The organism is Mumia sp. ZJ1417, assembly GCF_014127285.1.
Classification (GTDB): domain Bacteria; phylum Actinomycetota; class Actinomycetes; order Propionibacteriales; family Nocardioidaceae; genus Mumia.
The window spans coordinates 86,744-103,026 of the sequence record NZ_CP059901.1 but is presented as its reverse complement, the minus strand read 5'-3'; the positions used below and the strand labels follow the sequence as shown (position 1 = coordinate 103,026).

The 16,283-nt window shown below is 70.2% G+C and carries 16 protein-coding genes; 3 read left to right on the top strand and 13 right to left on the bottom strand.

Annotated features, from left to right (window positions below):
* Nucleotides 1–13 precede the first annotated feature (13 nt).
* On the top strand, nt 14–328 hold the full coding sequence (locus H4N58_RS00475) for a rhodanese-like domain-containing protein (RefSeq protein WP_167000880.1): 315 nt from the start codon (nt 14–16) through the stop codon (nt 326–328).
* Nucleotides 329–337: 9 nt separating this feature from the next.
* Here H4N58_RS00475 and H4N58_RS00470 read toward each other — a convergent pair whose 3' ends face one another.
* From H4N58_RS00470 to aat, 3 genes are all read right to left on the bottom strand, one after another.
* Complete coding sequence (locus tag H4N58_RS00470; RefSeq protein WP_167000878.1) at nt 338–1,228, bottom strand: Fpg/Nei family DNA glycosylase; 891 nt, start codon at nt 1,226–1,228, stop codon at nt 338–340.
* Between the two features lie 164 nt (nt 1,229–1,392).
* Nucleotides 1,393–1,665, bottom strand: coding sequence for an HU family DNA-binding protein (locus tag H4N58_RS00465; protein WP_167000876.1), 273 nt, complete (start codon nt 1,663–1,665; stop codon nt 1,393–1,395).
* Nucleotides 1,666–1,802: 137 nt separating this feature from the next.
* Nucleotides 1,803–2,474, bottom strand: a complete 672-nt coding sequence (gene aat / locus H4N58_RS00460) for a leucyl/phenylalanyl-tRNA--protein transferase (protein ID WP_167249534.1) — start codon at nt 2,472–2,474, stop codon at nt 1,803–1,805.
* A gap of 67 nt (nt 2,475–2,541) precedes the next feature.
* On the opposite strand from aat, the gene H4N58_RS00455 reads away from it, so the two are divergent.
* Entirely contained in the window at nt 2,542–3,234 is a 693-nt protein-coding gene (locus H4N58_RS00455; RefSeq protein ID WP_243845044.1) for an EcsC family protein, read from the top strand.
* 101 nt (nt 3,235–3,335) lie between these two features.
* Here the strand turns inward: H4N58_RS00455 and katG are convergent, their stop codons facing one another.
* Both katG and H4N58_RS00445 read right to left on the bottom strand, forming a co-directional pair.
* A complete protein-coding gene (gene katG / locus H4N58_RS00450; RefSeq protein WP_167249536.1) occupies nt 3,336–5,576 on the bottom strand; it encodes a catalase/peroxidase HPI in 2,241 nt (746 codons plus the stop codon).
* A 39-nt stretch (nt 5,577–5,615) separates the two neighbouring features.
* Nucleotides 5,616–6,047 carry a Fur family transcriptional regulator gene (locus tag H4N58_RS00445; protein WP_167249538.1) on the bottom strand — a complete coding sequence of 144 codons (432 nt, stop codon included), beginning with the start codon at nt 6,045–6,047 and terminating at the stop codon, nt 5,616–5,618.
* A 145-nt stretch (nt 6,048–6,192) separates the two neighbouring features.
* Between H4N58_RS00445 and H4N58_RS00440 the strand changes: the two genes are divergently transcribed.
* A complete protein-coding gene (locus H4N58_RS00440) occupies nt 6,193–6,738 on the top strand; it encodes a hypothetical protein (RefSeq protein ID WP_167249539.1) in 546 nt (181 codons plus the stop codon).
* A gap of 300 nt (nt 6,739–7,038) precedes the next feature.
* Here the strand turns inward: H4N58_RS00440 and H4N58_RS00435 are convergent, their stop codons facing one another.
* The 8 genes from H4N58_RS00435 to H4N58_RS00400 all read right to left on the bottom strand — a co-directional run bounded on the left by H4N58_RS00435 (nt 7,039) and on the right by H4N58_RS00400 (nt 16,223).
* Entirely contained in the window at nt 7,039–8,010 is a 972-nt protein-coding gene (locus tag H4N58_RS00435) for a hydroxymethylglutaryl-CoA lyase (RefSeq protein WP_167249541.1), read from the bottom strand.
* Entirely contained in the window at nt 8,007–9,872 is a 1,866-nt protein-coding gene (locus H4N58_RS00430) for a biotin carboxylase N-terminal domain-containing protein (protein WP_167000864.1), read from the bottom strand. Before H4N58_RS00430 ends, H4N58_RS00435 begins: the two co-directional genes overlap by 4 nt.
* A 5-nt stretch (nt 9,873–9,877) precedes the next feature.
* Nucleotides 9,878–11,440 carry an acyl-CoA carboxylase subunit beta gene (locus tag H4N58_RS00425; protein ID WP_167000862.1) on the bottom strand — a complete coding sequence of 521 codons (1,563 nt, stop codon included), beginning with the start codon at nt 11,438–11,440 and terminating at the stop codon, nt 9,878–9,880.
* Between the two features lie 48 nt (nt 11,441–11,488).
* A complete protein-coding gene (locus H4N58_RS00420; protein ID WP_167249543.1) occupies nt 11,489–12,109 on the bottom strand; it encodes a response regulator transcription factor in 621 nt (206 codons plus the stop codon).
* Nucleotides 12,106–13,449: a sensor histidine kinase gene (locus H4N58_RS00415; protein WP_167249545.1), complete on the bottom strand. Its 1,344-nt coding sequence runs from the start codon at nt 13,447–13,449 to the stop codon at nt 12,106–12,108. The genes H4N58_RS00420 and H4N58_RS00415 overlap by 4 nt, the downstream gene beginning before the upstream one ends.
* A gap of 9 nt (nt 13,450–13,458) precedes the next feature.
* The gene (locus H4N58_RS00410; protein WP_208322850.1) at nt 13,459–14,223 is read right to left on the bottom strand and encodes an ABC transporter permease; all 765 of its coding nucleotides are present in this window, start codon (nt 14,221–14,223) and stop codon (nt 13,459–13,461) included.
* Entirely contained in the window at nt 14,223–15,158 is a 936-nt protein-coding gene (locus H4N58_RS00405; protein WP_167249547.1) for an ABC transporter ATP-binding protein, read from the bottom strand. The genes H4N58_RS00410 and H4N58_RS00405 overlap by 1 nt, the downstream gene beginning before the upstream one ends.
* Nucleotides 15,159–15,254: 96 nt before the next feature.
* Complete coding sequence (locus H4N58_RS00400) at nt 15,255–16,223, bottom strand: zinc-binding dehydrogenase (RefSeq protein ID WP_167249549.1); 969 nt, start codon at nt 16,221–16,223, stop codon at nt 15,255–15,257.
* Nucleotides 16,224–16,283 lie beyond the last annotated feature (60 nt).

Genomic DNA, 16,283 nt, shown 5'->3' with positions numbered 1-16,283 from the left:
GAGGATGTCCGACATGGACGAGACCACCATCCCCACCGTCGAGGTCGCCGGCGTGCCCGACCCTGTGCCCGCCGACCTGGTCGTGCTCGACGTGCGCGAGGACGACGAGTGGGCCGCCGGACACATCGAGGGCGCGGTGCACATCCCGCTCGGCGAGCTCGCGGCCCGTGCCGACGAGGTGCCGACTGGCGGCCAGGTGCTGGTGTACTGCCACGTCGGGGGCCGTTCGGCCCGCGCCACCGCGTTCCTGAAGGAGCGTGGCGTCGACGCGGTCAACCTGGCGGGCGGCGTCGTCGCGTGGCACCAGGCCGGGCGCCCACTGGTCTGACGTTCCGTCCTACCGCAGCAGCTTCGACATCCGCCGGTCGGCGAGGGGTTTGCCTCCGGTCTGGCAGGTCGGGCAGTACTGCAGGGACGAGTCCGCGAACGACACCTCACGGATCGTGTCGCCGCAGACCTCGCACGTCTCGCCGGTCCGCGCATGCACCCTCATGCCGGACTTCTTCTCCCTCTTGAGCTCGGACGCGGCAAGCCCGTCAGAACGCGCGATCGCGTCGCGCAGCGTGCTGCCGATGGCCTCGTACAGGATCGTCAGGTCCTCCTCGGACCCCGCGATGGTGTTCGCCGGCTTGAACGGCGACATCTTCGCGACGTGGAGGATCTCGTCGGAGTAGGCGTTGCCGATGCCCGCGATCTGCGACTGGTCGCGCAGGACGCCCTTGATCTGCGCCCGCCCGGCCGCGGTGAGGATGTCACGCAGCGCATCGCGCGTGAACGCCCCGTCGAGCGGCTCCGGGCCGAGCCTCGCGATCCCGGGGACCTCGGCAGGATCGCGTACGAGGTAGACCGCGAGCCCCTTCTTGGTGCCGGCCTCGGTCAGGTCGAAGCCCGAGCCGTCGTCGAGCACAACCCGGAACGCGAGCGGGTTCTTGCCACCGCCGGGGCGTGGTGGCGCCTTGGGCTGCTCGTCCTTCCAGCGCAGCCAGCCGGCGCGCGCCAGGTGGATGATCAGGTGCAGCCCACCGGCGTCGATGTCGAGGAACTTGCCGTGGCGCGTGACGCCGTCGACCAGGAGTCCGGAGAGCGCGCTGACCGGAGGGTCGTACGTCTTGAGGGCACTGATCGCGGCCGGGTATGCGGCGGCGATCGCGCGGGGCTCACCCTCGGTGACCCCCAGGCGGCGGGACAGGTCGTCGGCGAGTGCGGCGACCTCGGGCAGCTCGGGCACGCCCCCAGTGTGCCGCCTCGTCCGCGATTTGGGCAGTTCCCCACCGTTGTCGCGCCGGCGTTCGGTGGCGAAGTGCCCAGATCGCGGACGGGACGGGGAGGAGGGGCAAAACGCGAGGGACCCCGGGACGCTGGCGCGTACCCGAGGTCCCTTCGTGGTGCGTCTTACTTGACGGCGGCCTTGAGCTTGCTGCCCGCGGTGACCTTGACGCCGTAACCGGCGGGGATCTCGAGGGTCTCGCCGGTCGCGGGGTTGCGGCCGGTGCGCGCGGCGCGCTCGACACGCTCCACGGTCAGCAGGCCCGGGATCTGGACCTTCTCGCCCTTGCCGGCGGCGGCGATGAGCGTGTCACCGAAAGCGCTGAGGACCGCATCGGCGTCGGCCTTGGTGGTGCCGGCAGTCTCGGCGACTGCAGCTACGAGTTCAGTACGGTTCACGGGATTCCTCCGACGTGCGTGTGGTCAGTTGTCTTATGACGCACACCAGCATAGGAAGAAATGCCCGAGATCCCTGGATTTCCAGCGGCCCACGCCGGTGTGGTGCGTGTCGACAGTAGCCCACACCCATGTCCGAATCAGCGCCACGTGGCCGGTAACGGTGTGTCGAGGACCCTCGAGAGGGCAGCGAGATACTCGTCGCGGGGCCACTCCGCGACCCCCAGCGAGGCCAGGTGCGGGGTCTGCCACTGGGTGTCCACGAGGCGCTGCGACGCGTACTCGTCGGACAGCACCTCAACGAGGGCCACCAGCGCCGCCTTAGAGGCGTCACTCTCACGGTGAAACATGCTCTCACCTGCAAAAAGGCCGCCGATCGCGACGCCGTACAGGCCGCCGACGAGCAGCCCGTCGGCGTTGCGAACCTCGACCGAGTGCGCCCATCCGAGGGCGTGCAGACGCCCGTACGCGACACCGATCTGACCGTCGATCCATGCCCCGTCCCGCACCGGGTCTGCACACGCTTCGACGACCTCGTCGAAGGCTGTGTCGATCGTTGTCGTGAAGCGATTGGTCGACTTGCGCAACGATCTCGTCACACGCAGGCGATCCAGCTGCAAAACGCCGCGCCGAAGGGGCGACCACCACCCCATCGGCCCTCCGGGCTCGACCGGCATCGGGAAGAGACCGGTCGCGTACGCCGCGATCAGGGTTTCCGGGGCCAGGTCGGCGCCGACCCCGACGAAGTCGTCGTCCGGCCACGAGTCCTGGTCGAACTCCCAGCGGTTCGGTCCGAGGGGTTGCGGCGTCACGGGTCGACTCTAGTCAGCGCTGTGGGTGCCTCACATACGATGGGACCTACTGCCTGAGGAGGTGCTCGTGGGGATCGCCAAGTCGACCGCCAAGTTCGTTGCACCGCGCGTCGCGATGTCCGCCGGTCCGAAGGTCACGGCCGGCTACGTCCGCGTGCTGCTCGACCGCGCGATCGACGGGGTCGGGCCGTTCAAGCCGGTACGGGTCGCGTGCGACGCCCGTCTCGCACTGGCCGGAGGCCGCGTCGAGGACGCGATCAGCGAGTCGGTCGGGATCCACGTCCGCTACGCCAGCGCGCAGGGTTTCCTCACCAACCTCGGCGGTGTCGCGTCGATGGTCGTGACGATCCCCGCGAACGTCGCCGGGCTCGCGCTGCTCCAGTGCCACCTCGTGGCCGCGATCGCCTATCTGCGCGGCTACGACCTCGATGACCCGCGCGTGCGCAACGCGGTGATGGCCACGCTGCTCGGCAAGCACGAGGTCGCGAAGGCGATCAAGGACGGCCGGCTGCCCTCGACTCCGATGGGGCTCGCGACCTCGCCGGTCCACGACCCCGCGCTCGACGAGCGGATCGCCCGCGAGGTGACGGCGGCGCTGTTCGGCCGGGTCAGCGGCAAGCAGGGCGCGACCGTGTTCCTTCGCAAGGTGCCGATCCTCGGCGGCGGGGTCGGCGCGCTCGCCGACGCCCGTTCCACCGCACAGCTGGCCTCGTACGCGCGCCGCGAGTGGCGCGACCGACGCCTCCCGCCCCCGCACTGACGGGTCACACTCTTCGGTGGGGCCAACAAAGACGTCGTGCCCCACCGAACAGGTTCGGTGGGGCACGAACTTTGCGTGGGGCCCCACGCAAAGTCAGAGCGTCAGGCGAGGTCGAAGCGGTCGGCCTCCATGACCTTGACCCACGCAGCGACGAAGTCGCTCACGAACTTCGCCTTGGCGTCATCGCTGGCGTAGACCTCGGCGAGCGCACGCAGCTCCGAGTTCGACCCGAAGAGCAGGTCGACGCGGCTTCCCGTCCACGTCTCGCCCGTCGCCGTCGTGCCGGTGAAGCTCCGCCCGGACTCGTCCGGCGTCCACGTGGTGCCGAGCTCGAGCAGGTTGACGAAGAAGTCGTTCGTCAGCGTGCCCGGGTTGGCGGTGAGGACACCGAGCGACGACCCGTCGTAGTTGGCCCCGATCGTACGGAGGCCACCGACGAGCACCGTCATCTCCGGCGCGCTGATGCCGAGCAGGTTCGCCTTGTCGACGAGCAGGTACTCGGCGGGGAGGCGGCTGGCCTTGCCGAGGTAGTTGCGGAACCCGTCGGCCTTCGGCTCGAGGTAGGCGAAGGAGTCGACGTCGGTCTCCTCCTGCGACGCGTCCACGCGGCCCGGCGTGAACGGCACCGAGAGGTCGTGGCCTGCGGCCTGGGCGGCCAGCTCCACACCGACGCCGCCGGCGAGCACGATGACGTCGGCCAGCGAGACCTGCTTGCCGGACTGCGCCTCGTTGAACGCCGCCTGGACGCCCTCGAGCGTACGGAGCACGCCCGCGAGCTCGTCGGGGTTGTTGACCTCCCAGCCGGCCTGCGGCTGGAGACGGATGCGCGCACCGTTGGCGCCACCGCGCTTGTCGCTGGAGCGGAACGACGACGCGGAGGCCCACGCCGTGGTGACCAGCTGCGAGACCGTCAGGCCGGAGGCCTTGATCTGGTCCTTGAGCGCAGCGATGTCGGCGGCGTCGATCGCCTCGTACGAGGCCTCGGGCAGCGGGTCCTGCCAGAGCAGCTGCTCGCTGGGGACCTCGGGGCCGAGGTAGCGCACGACCGGGCCCATGTCGCGGTGCGTGAGCTTGAACCAGGCGCGGGCGAACGCGTCGGCGAAGGCCGCCTGGTCGTCCTTGAAGCGGCGCGAGATCTCCTCGTAGATCGGGTCGAAGCGCAGCGCCAGGTCCGACGTCAGCATTCGCGGCTCGCGGTGCTTCGACGGGTCGTGCGCGAGCGGCACAAGGTCCGAGCCCGCACCGTTCTTCGGACGCCACTGCTTCGCACCGGCGGGCGACTCCATGAGCTCCCAGTCGTACGCGAACAGGATGTGGAAGAACTCGTTGTCCCAGCGGACCGGGTGATAGGTCCAGGTGACCTCGAGGCCGGAGCTGATGACGTCGTCACCCTTGCCGGTGCCGTAGCCCTGCTTCCAGCCGAGGCCCTGCTCCTCGAGCGGAGCGGCCTCGGGCTCGGGGCCGACGAGGTCCGCCGAGGCGGCGCCGTGCGTCTTGCCGAACGTGTGGCCGCCGGCGATGAGCGCGACGGTCTCCTCATCGTTCATCGCCATGCGGGCGAAGGTCTCGCGGATGTCGCGCGCCGACGCCAGCGGGTCGGGGTTGCCCTCCGGGCCCTCGGGGTTGACGTAGATGAGGCCCATCTGGACGGCCGCGAGGGGATCCTCGAGGTCGCGGTCACCGGTGTAGCGCTCCGCGCCTCCGGCGTCGCCGCCGAGCCACTCGGTCTCCGGGCCCCAGTAGACGTCCTCGTCGGGCTCCCACACGTCCTCGCGGCCGCCGGCGAACCCGAAGGTCTCGAAGCCCATGGTCTCGAGCGCGACGTTGCCGGCGAGGATCATCAGGTCGGCCCACGAAAGGCTCTGGCCGTACTTCTTCTTGACCGGCCACAGCAGGCGGCGGGCCTTGTCGAGGTTGACGTTGTCCGGCCAGCTGTTGAGCGGCGCGAACCGCTGCTGCCCGGCACCGGCGCCACCGCGGCCGTCGCTCACGCGGTACGTGCCCGCGCTGTGCCACGCCATGCGGACGATGAACGGGCCGTAGTGCCCGAAGTCGGCCGGCCAGAAGTCCTGCGAGGTCGTCAGGATCTCGGCGATGTCCTGCTTCACGGCCGTGAGGTCGAGGCTCTTGAACGCCTCGGCGTAGTCGAAGTCGTCGCCCAGCGGGTTCGCGACCGCGGGGTTCTTGGCGAGGATCTTCAGGTTGAGCTGGTTCGGCCACCAGCCGCGGTTGCTGCTGCCACCTTGGGTCGGGTGGGTCGTCTGGCCGTGGGCCACCGGGCAACCGCCCGCGGGCGACTCCTCGTTGACCTCACCGATCACGGCGTCGTGGTTCTCAGACATGGATTCCTTTCCAGGGCTGTCAGGGCTTGGTACGGGTCGTCACGAGGTCTGGGGTGCGGAGCACGCGGGGCAGACGCCCCAGTAGAGGACCTCGGCCTCGTCGATGGCGAAGCCGTGGTCGTCGGACGCGTGCAGGCAGGGAGCCGCACCGACGGCGCAGTCCACGTCGGCGATCGCGCCGCACGAGCGGCACACGACGTGGTGGTGGTTGTCGCCGACACGCGCCTCGTACCGGGCGACCAGGCCGGTCGGCTGGATGCGACGGACGAGGCCGTGGTCGGTGAGCGTGCGCAGCGAGTCGTAGACCGCCTGGTGCGACACGCTGGGCAACAGGCGGCGTACGGCGTCGATGAGCGTGTCGGTGTCGGCATGCGGGAGGCTGTGCACCGCTTCGAGCACGGCGATCCGCGGGCGGGTCACGCGCAGCGAGGATGCACGCAGCATCTGCTCGGTATCAGGCGTGGGGTCCATGCGCCCAGTCTGGCGCCTTTTCTTGAATCAGTCAAAACAAGCAGTCTTGAACCAGTCAACCCTGGCCATCGACACACGGGCCGCCGTGACCCTCGCGTGTGCTGCCATGGACGGAGCCGAGAACTGACGAACAAGGGGGTACGTCATGACGAGACGACTCGTACGCATCGGCGCGGTGACCGCAGGAGCGGTCCTCGCGGTCGGCATGATCCCGGGCACGGCCCACGCCGCGTCCGCGGTGGTCAAAGACCCGCGCGGTGACGCGCCGCGCGTCGCCGACATCACGCAGCTGCGCGTGAAGAACGGGCCCGCGCGCGTCTCCGGCGTGCTCACGATCCCGCACCGCAACAAGAAGAAGCTCGCGTCGACCGACCTGATCATCAAGACCAGGGACAGCGGCCGCTGGAAGTACGTCGTGTCGATCGTCCGCAACCGCAAGGGCAAGGTCACCGACAAGATCCTCGGGTGGCAGCGCGGCGACGACCCGAGCACGTTCACGGTGCTGCCGTGCACGGGCATCAAGACCAGCTGGTCGGGCAAGAAGACGACGATCTCTGTCCCGGTGTCGTGCCTGTCGAAGACGACCGGCACCCGAGTGAAGGCCAAGGCCGCGATCCTCGCCCGTGTCGGGCCGGGTCACGACTCGTACGACGAGGTCACGCGGTTCAGCCGCTACGTCAAGCGCGGCTGAGCGCGGCCCGCACGTCGGCGACCGCTTCCTCGATCTCGGGCGCGAGGGGGCGGTCGTCGAGGGCCTCCAGGGTCAACACCGCGGCCTCGGGGTCGCTGGCACGGACCTGCAGCTCGGCGAGGTAGGCGAGCGCCTGCGTCTGATCCTCGACCGGGCTGGGGTCCGCGTCACGCCGGCTTCGAAGAAGTCGGTGATGTCGTCGATCGAGGGCGCGCCGCGCCCCCGTCCACGTCGTGAAAGCAACCTGACCGAATCGCGGGCCGAGAACGGTCAGGTTCCTTTCACAGCGTGGACGCGAGATCAGCCGGCGGTCAGCGCGCGCACCACGGCCGAGGGCGAGGGGCGGCCGAGCTGTTCGGCCATCCAGACGCTGGTCTGCGCGAGGGCGGTCAGGTCGACGCCGTGGGTGACTCCGAGACCGTCGAGCATCCACACCAGGTCCTCGGTGGCGAGGTTCCCGGTGGCAGACTTCGCATACGGGCAGCCGCCGAGGCCGCCGGCGCTCGCGTCGAACGTGGTCACGCCACGCCGCAGCGCCGCGTACGTGTTGGCGAGCGCCTGTCCGTACGTGTCGTGGAAGTGCATCGCGATCCGCGACCCGCCGCCCCCACCGCCGGTCGAACCTGTCGAGACCCCGCCTGTCGGGACCCCCGCCGCCGCGAACGCGTCGAGCATCGCCTCGACGTGGTGCGCGGTGCCGACGCCGATCGTGTCGCCGAGCGACAGCTCGTACGCGCCCATGTCGAGCAGGCGCTTGCCGGCGGTGACGACGCGATCGAGCGCGACCTCGCCCTCCCACGGGTCGCCGAAGCACATCGAGAGGTACGCCCGCATCTGCACGCCGGCGTCGAGCGCGCGCCGCACGACCGGCTCGAACATCGCGAACTGTGCCTCGTACGTGCTGTTGAGGTTCTTCTGCGCGAACGTCTCGGTGGCGCTTCCGAAGATCGCCACGTGCGTGACCCCAGCGTCGAGCGCACGGCCGAGGCCGCGCTCGTTGGGGACGAGGACCGGGTACGGCGTGGCGCCGTGGAGGTCGAGCCTCGCGACCAGGTCGGCGGCGTCGGCGAGCTGCGGGACCCACTTCGGATGGACGAAGCTGGTCGCCTCCACGATCGGGAGCCCGGCGGCCGTGAGGCGCTGAACGAACTCGAGCTTGGTGTCGAGGCCGATGATGCCCTTCTCGTTCTGGAGCCCATCGCGCGCTCCGACCTCGTAGATCGTCACGCGCTCGGGCATCGCCGGGTCACGGTGGACGGCGGGAAGGCTCATGCGTTCTCCACCCGGAACAGCAGCGCCCCGAGCGCAACCTGGTCTCCCACGGCGACCCCGACATGCGTCACCGCGCCGTCGTACGGGGCCTTGAGGGCAAGCTCCATCTTCATCGCCTCCACGACGCCGAGCACCTGACCTTCACTCACGATCTCACCCTCCGTCACCGCGAGGGACAGCACGGTGCCCGGCATCGGCGAGACGACATCCGCGTCACCGCTGCCCTCCGCCGCGCGGTCGCGGGCAGGGTCGGGATGACGGAATGTCCACGTCTGGCCTTCGTACGCGACAGTGACCCCGCCGGCGTCGAGCGCCACGGGCTGCGTGTCGAGGGCGCCGACGTACGAGCCGACGGGCAGCGCGATCTCGACCGGCGTGTCGTCGGCGTCCACGAGCGACACGAGGACCGGTGCCGGGTCGCCCCCCGAGCGCCAGCCGTCCGCGGCGCCGAACGGGTCGCCCGCAGGACGGGCGTGCGAGTCCGCCCAGGCGAGGGCGGCCGCACGCGCCGCCGCGTCCGGTGCGGAGGGGCGGGTGGTGAGCTCCTGCGCGGCCGGCGAGTCGAGCCACGCTGTGTCGATCCGCGACTCCCCGAACGCGTCGGAGGCCACGAGCCGCCGCAGGAAGCCGGTGTTGGTCGTGACGCCGAAGATCGCCGTACGGTCGAGCGCATCCACGAGCGCGGCGCGGGCGGAGTCGCGGTCGGGCCCGCGCGCGATCACCTTGCCGAGCATCGGGTCGTACGAGGTGGTCACCACCGCACCGGACTGCAGCGCGGCGTCGACGCGGACGTGCTCGGGCCAGACGACGGTGGTCGCGCGGCCGGCCTGCGGAAGAAACCCGGCGTACGGGTCCTCGGCATAGACGCGTGCCTCGATCGCGTGCCCGGTCGCGGTGACGTCGCCTTGCGCCAGCGGCAGCGGGAGGCCCTGGGCCACGTGCAGCTGGAGCGCGACGAGGTCGAGCCCGGTGATCGCCTCGGTGACGGGGTGCTCGACCTGGAGGCGGGTGTTCATCTCGAGGAAGGCGATCTTCTCCTCGCCGGGCACAGCGTCGGCGTCGTGCACGAGGAACTCGACCGTGCCGGCGTTGACGTACCCGACCTCGCGCGACAGCGCGACCGCCGCCTCGGTGAGCCGCGCGCGCGTCGCTGCGGAGATCGTCGGGGCTGGCGCCTCCTCCAGGACCTTCTGATGGCGACGCTGCGCGGAGCAGTCGCGCTCGAAGAGGTGGAGGACGGTGCCGTGCTCGTCGCCGATGACCTGCACCTCGACGTGGCGGCCGTGCTCGACGTACTCCTCGACGAGCAGCGTGTCGTCGCCGAACGCCGCCGCGGCCTCGCGACCGGCGGCGGCGACCGCGTCCGTGAGGTCGGCGGGGTCGCGGACGATGCGCATGCCCTTGCCGCCACCACCGGCAGCCGCCTTGACGAGGACCGGGTACGCGACCTCGCCCCCGAGGTCGTACCGTCGCGTCACGGGAACGCCGGCGCGCTCGGCGACCTCGCGCGCGCGGTCCTTGCGTCCCATGAGGTCGATGACGTCCGGGCTCGGCCCGATCCACACCAGTCCGGCGTCGACGACGGCACGCGCCGCATCCGCACGCTCCGACAGGAACCCGTACCCGGGGTGCACCGCCTGCGCTCCGCTGCGCCGCGCGGCGTCGAGGATCGCGTCGACGTCGAGGTACGACGCCACGTGCTCGGCGTGATCGGCGAGCCGGACGTGCGGCGCACCGGCATCGAGGTCGGAGTGCACCGCGATCGCGCGCAGCCCGGCGGCCTGCACCGCGCGGATCACCCGCAGCGCGATCTCGCCCCGGTTGGCCACAAGGACGGAGGTGAATCGGGGGGTCTCGGTCATCGCACTCACATCCGGAAGATGCCGTAGTGGGGTTCAGGGATCGGCGCGTTCGACGACGCCTGCAGCGCCATGCCAAGCACGCGCCGCGTGTCAGCGGGGTCGATGATGCCGTCGTCCCACAGACGCGCGGTCGAGTAGTACGCCGAGCCCTGCGCCTCGTACTGCGCCCGGATCGGCGCCTTGAACGCCTCTTCGTCGTCGGGCGAGTCGAAGCCGCGCACCGTCGCGAGAACCGATGCGGCCTGCTCGCCACCCATCACCGAGATCTTGGCGTTGGGCCACATCCACAGGAAGCGCGGGTCGTACGCGCGCCCGGACATGCCGTAGTTGCCGGCCCCGTACGAGCCGCCGATCACGACCGTGAACCGTGGCACGACCGACGACGCGACCGCAGTGACGAGCTTGGCGCCGTCCTTGGCGATCCCGCCGTTCTCGTACTCGCGCCCAACCATGAACCCGGTGATGTTCTGGAGGAAGACGAGCGGCACCCCGCGCTGGTTCGCCAGCTCGATGAAGTGCGCACCCTTGAGCGACGACTCCGAGAAGAGGATGCCGTTGTTGGCGACGATCGCGACCGGGAAGCCCCAGATCCGGGCGAACGCGCACACGAGCGTCTCGCCGTACAGCGGCTTGAACTCGTGGAACGTCGAGCCGTCGACCACGCGCCGGATCACGTCACGCACGTCGTACGGGGTGCGCGAGTCGGTCGGCACCACGTCGTACAGGGTCTCGGGGTCCTCCAGCGGCTCGACGACCTCCGTGCGCTCGAGGCTCGGCGGGGTGCGGCGCTCGAAGGTCGCGACGATGCTGCGCACGATCGCCAGCGCGTGCGCGTCGTCGTCGGCGAGGTGGTCGACGACACCGGAGCGGCGCGCGTGCACCTCGCCGCCACCGAGCTCCTCGGCCGTGACCACCTCGCCCGTCGCCGCCTTCACCAGCGGCGGGCCGCCGAGGAAGATCGTGCCCTGGTCGCGCACGATGACGGTCTCGTCGCTCATCGCCGGGACGTACGCCCCGCCGGCGGTGCACGAGCCCATCACGGCCGCGACCTGCGGGATGCCCTGCGCGGACATCTGCGCCTGGTGGTAGAAAATGCGCCCGAAGTGCTCGCGGTCGGGGAACACCTCGTCCTGCATCGGCAGGAACGCGCCGCCGGAGTCGACGAGATAGAGACAGGGGAGGCGGTTCTCGGCGGCGATCGTCTGCGCGCGGAGGTGCTTCTTGACCGTCATCGGGTAGTACGTGCCGCCCTTGACGGTCGCGTCGTTCGCGACGACCATGCACTCGCGACCGGACACACGGCCGATGCCGGCGACGACGCCCGCGCTCGGGACGGCGTACGGGTCGCTGGTTGAGCCTGTCGAAACCCCGTACATCCCGTACGCCGCGAGCGGCGCGATCTCGAGGAACGGCGAGCCGGGGTCGAGGAGACGGTCGACGCGGTCGCGGACGAAGAGCTTGCCGCGCTTCTCGTGCTTCGCGCGGGCGCGTTCGGAGCCGCCCGAGCGCGCGACGGCGAGGCGTTCGCGGAGCTCGGCGACGAGCTCACGCATGCCGGTGGGGTGCATGAAGGTGATGTTAACGGTTGTTAACCTCGCGCACCAACCCGCCGGCCGTCACGTGAGCAGGCGACGACGGTAGCCCTCGGCCACCGCCGAGGCTCGATCACGAGCGCCGAGCTTGCCGTAGATGTGTTGCAGATGGGTCTTGATGCTCGCTTCGCCGATGAACAACGCTTGAGCGGCCTCCCGATTCGAGCTGCCGTTCGCGACCAGCTGCAGCACCTCCTTCTCTCGATCGGTCAGCGTGCTGGCGCCTGGCCTGCGTACCTGCCCCATCAGGTGCTGCGTCGCCGACGGCGCGAGCACCGCCTCTCCACGCGCGGCTGCACGGACGGCTCGCATCAGCTCGTCGGGCAGCGCGTCCTTCAGGAGATAACCAATCGCACCCGCCTCGATCGCCGGCAGGACGTCGCTCTCGCTATCGAAGGTGGTCAGGATCAGCACGCGGACGCTCGGGGCCCGCTCGTGCAGGGCCGCGGTCGCGGCGACGCCGTCCATCCCGGGCATCCGAAGGTCCATGAGCACGACGTCGGCTGCCAGCAGCGTCGCGCGTTCGATGCCCTCGGCGCCGTCCCCGGCCTCACCGACCACCACGATGTCCTCGGCGTCCGCAAAGGTGTCGCGAAGACCGCCCCTCACGATCGGATGGTCATCGACGACGACGAGTCGAATCATCGGTCGGTCTCCTCCTCTGCTCCCGTGTCCCCGGGGGCGATCGCCGGGACGCGCGCACTGACAGAAGTCCCTTCACCCGGGGCGCTCTGCACCTCCACGTGACCGCCGACGCCTCTGATGCGCTGGCGCATGCTCGTCAGGCCGAAGCCGGTGCCGACCCCTTTCACGAACCCGCGTCCATCGTCCCGCACGTCCAACAGCACCTCGGGGCCCGTGTACGACAGCGTGACACCGACACGCGAGGCCTCTGCGTGCTTCGCCACGTTGGTCAGCGACTCCTGCGCGACCCGGAAGAGCGACACCTCGATCGCCGGGCTCAGTGGCTCGCGGGTGCCGGTGACCTCAAGCTGCGCGGTCATCTCGTGGTCCTCCGACCATCGCTCGGTCAACGTGCGCAGCGCGTCGGGGAGGTGCGCTCGCCCAAGCTCTTGGGGAGCGAGCGCCTGCACGGACCGTCTGGCCTCGGTCAGACTGCTGCGCGCGAGCCGAAGGGCACGCGCAACGTGCTCGTCCGTTTCACCCTGCTCACGCGCGGAACGCTCGGCTGCCTGGAGCTGCGTGATGATGCCGGCCAAACCCTGGGCCAGCGTGTCGTGGATCTCGCCGGCCAGTCGCTGCCGCTCGTCCTGCGCCCCGGACTCACGGGCCTGGGCGACCAGCTGCGCATGGAGCCCGGCGTTCTCGTGCAGGGCCGCCTCGAGTCGCTCGACGAGCTCCTCCCGCTTGCGTTCCTCGGGCTCGCTGCGCGCCGTCAGCACGATGCCCACGCCGATCGCCGCCGTCTGCACGGCGACGATCAGGAGGAACTCCGCGAGCATCTCTGGGGTCGGGTCATCCCACACGCGCATCACCGAGCCGTTGAGGGCCACGGAGGTCGCCAGGACTCCGAGCACCCCCAACGGCCACGGCCTGAGCAGGTACGCGTGGAAGAAGCCCGCGATGGTGAAGACGAGGAAGATGTCGGAGTACGTCATGAGGGTGACGCACAGCGCCAGCAGCCCGACGAAGTAGATCCCCGCCGGCACCGGCCGGAGCGCCCTCCTCCTGAGGGGCAGCGTGTGCCCGAACAGCACCCACAGCACCGAGACCGCGACGAGCCCGAGGACGGATGCACCCTCGGGCCAGAAGCCTTCACCAGAGGCCGGCAGCACCCACGAGAAGTAGATCGTCGTCGAGATCGTCAGCAGCAGCCACGGGGTGATCAGCTGCAGAAGGTCCCAGACCCGCAGCTGCTCTGCTTTCCAGGCCAACCGCGAGCGATTCGCGATCTCCGCCTCTTGCGCGAGGGCGGAAGCGCGCGTCCCCGAGCTCGGGCGCTCACCGGCCCCGGCATCCCGCATCATCGACCTCTACTCCCAGCGGAAGAGCTTCGCGGCGATGGCGCTCGCGGTCACTGCGACACCCGCCATTATGGCAATCTGCAGCCAGAAGGGCTGCCCAGCCGCGGTGGCGGTGATCTCGCCCGCCTCGGCGGACCACGCCGCGGTGAGAGCCTGCAGCCCGGGCGGGACGAACTCACCGACCTCGCGCAGCACGTCGGGCATGAGGACACGAGGCAGGAAGGCCCCGCCGAAGAACATCAGCGCAACGAACACGAGGGTGCCGACCTGGTTCGCGGCACTGCTCGTGCGGGCCACGGCCGCGGAGATCATACCGAGCCCGAGCAGTGCCGCATAGCCGACGATGAAGGCGACGACGAACTCCAGAGGTCGCTCGGGCGGCGCGATCTTCAGGACCGCCCACGCGAGGACGACCATGAGGGCCGCGGAGGCGACCACCGACGCGAACGCGACGATCATCTGCGCGAGCAGGACGCTCCGCGGATCCGCAGGAGTAGTCGAGAGCCTGCGCAGGATGCCGCGCTCACGGTACGTCGCGATCACCGCGGGGACATGCTGCACGGCGATCATCACCATCGCGAACACCAGTGCGGTCGGCGCCCAGACGTCGATGGACCGGAGCCCGCCAGTGTCGGGCGACGTCTCTCTGAGCGCGGGGATGGCACCTAGCGCGAGAAGGAGTCCCGCCGGGAACAGCACACCGAAGATGACGGTGGCAGAGTCTCGCAGGAAGAGCTTCGTCTCGATCTTGACCATCTTCAGGAGAGCGCGCATCAGCCCACCCTCCCCTCGTAGGGTGCTGGCGACTCCGGGGCGCGTCCCGTCATGGCCACGAACGCGTCGTCGAGGTTGCGCTGATCGACGCGGAGGTCCTCCGCCACGACCTGCGCCCTGGCGAGAGCCCCTGCGACGCTGCTCAGAAGCTGCCCCCTGCCCGTGACCAGCCAGCGGCCCCCGGTGATCTCGACATCGATCACGTCAGGGAGCTCGGTCAGGACGCTCTCGGCCAGCGGGTGACTCACGCGGAACCGAACCTGCTGCACCGTGCTCGCCTGCGCAATCAGCCCTGCCGGCGTGTCCACGGCGACAACCCGGCCGCGATCGATGACGGCGATGCGGTCGCTGAGGCGCTCCGCCTCGTCCATGAAGTGCGTGACGAGGAGGATCGTGACACCCGTGTCACGGACCCGCTCGATGAGGCTCCACGTGTCCCGCCTCGCCTGCGGGTCCAGTCCCGTCGTGAGCTCGTCGAGAATCGCGACCTTCGGATTGCCGACCAGCGCGAGCGCGATCGACAGCCGTTGCTTCTGCCCGCCTGAGAGAGCCTTGTACTGCGTGTTGCGCTTCTCGGTGAGACCGAGAAGCTCCATGAGCTCGCGCCAGTCGGCGGGGTCCCGATAGAACGAGCTGTAGAGCTCGAAGGCTTCGGCGACCTTGATCGCGTCCGGGAAGCTGCTCTCCTGCAGCTGCACGCCGAGTCGCTCACGCACCTCGGCCCGGTCCTCGATCGGGTCGAGTCCCAGCACAGAGATCGATCCCAAGTCGGGCGTTCGCAGGCCGGCGATGCACTCGACGGTTGTCGTCTTGCCGGCGCCGTTGGGCCCGATAATGCCGAAGATCTCCCCCTCTTCAACAGTGAAAGAGACGTCGTCGACGGCAACGTGCCGCCCGTAGCGCTTGCGCAGATTTCGTACGTCCAATGCGGTCACCCTGCGACGCTATGGGCGCACCGCACCCCTCCACATCGGCCGCAGCGTCGGGGCAGGGGTTGATTCGCGCCTCCACCGTTCGGTGGATGTCCCGCACTACTCGACCACCTCGATCAGCGTCTTCGCGATCGCCGTCCGCTCCTCCAGCCCGCGGTGCGCGTCGGCCACGCCCTCGAGCCCGTACCGCTGCCGGATCACCGGCGCCCAGAAGCCCTCACGCAGCAGCGCGAGCGCGTCGCCCATCAGCTCACGGACGGCATCGTTCGCGAGCTGGACCCCCGCGATGCCGTCCGCCTGCAGTCGCCGTCGCCGCACCTCGTCCGGGTCCGGCTCCAAGAACCCGCCCGCTGCCCCGTACGCGACGAGCCGCCCGCCGTCCGCGAGCACCGTGAACGCCTCCTGTCCTGGCGTCCCACCGGCACCCTCGAGCAGCACGGTCGGCCGCTCGCCGCCGAACGCGGCGACAGCCTTGTCAGTCCACCCGGCGAGCGTGTAGTCGACTGCCTCGGCACCGAGGTCGCGTACGAGCGCGAGCTTGCGCTCGCCCCGCGCCGCCCCGACGACCGTCGCGCCACGAGCGAGCGCCGCCTGCACGAGGAGCGCACCCGCGCCACCGGCAGCCGCGTTGATGAGCACCCGGTCTCCCACACCGACACGTGTCACGTCGAGCATCCGGAGCGCGGTCACCGCGTCGCGTGACAGCGCGGCCGCATCGGCATCGGCGACGTCGTCGTCGAGCGCGACGACAAGGTCGGCAGACGCCACCGCGTACTCCGCGGAGGCCCCTTCCGTGCCCGTACGCGCAAGCACCCGCCGACCGACCCATCGCTCATCGACGCCCGCGCCGACCGTCCGGACCGTGCCGGCCACCGCACCACCAGGGACGTACGGCACCGCCATGCCCCACTGCTCGCCCGCACCGCGTCGGAGCAACGTGTCGAGGAAGATCACGTCGGCGACCGCCACCTCGATCCCGACCTCTCCTTCGCCCGGATCGGGCACGGGGAGGTCGACGACCTCCAGCACCTCGGGACCGCCGTACCTGCTGACCTGCACCGCTCGCATCGGATCTCCTTCGCCGTCGGGTCGCGTGGTCCGAGTCTCGATCCTCAAGTCCACTTGAGG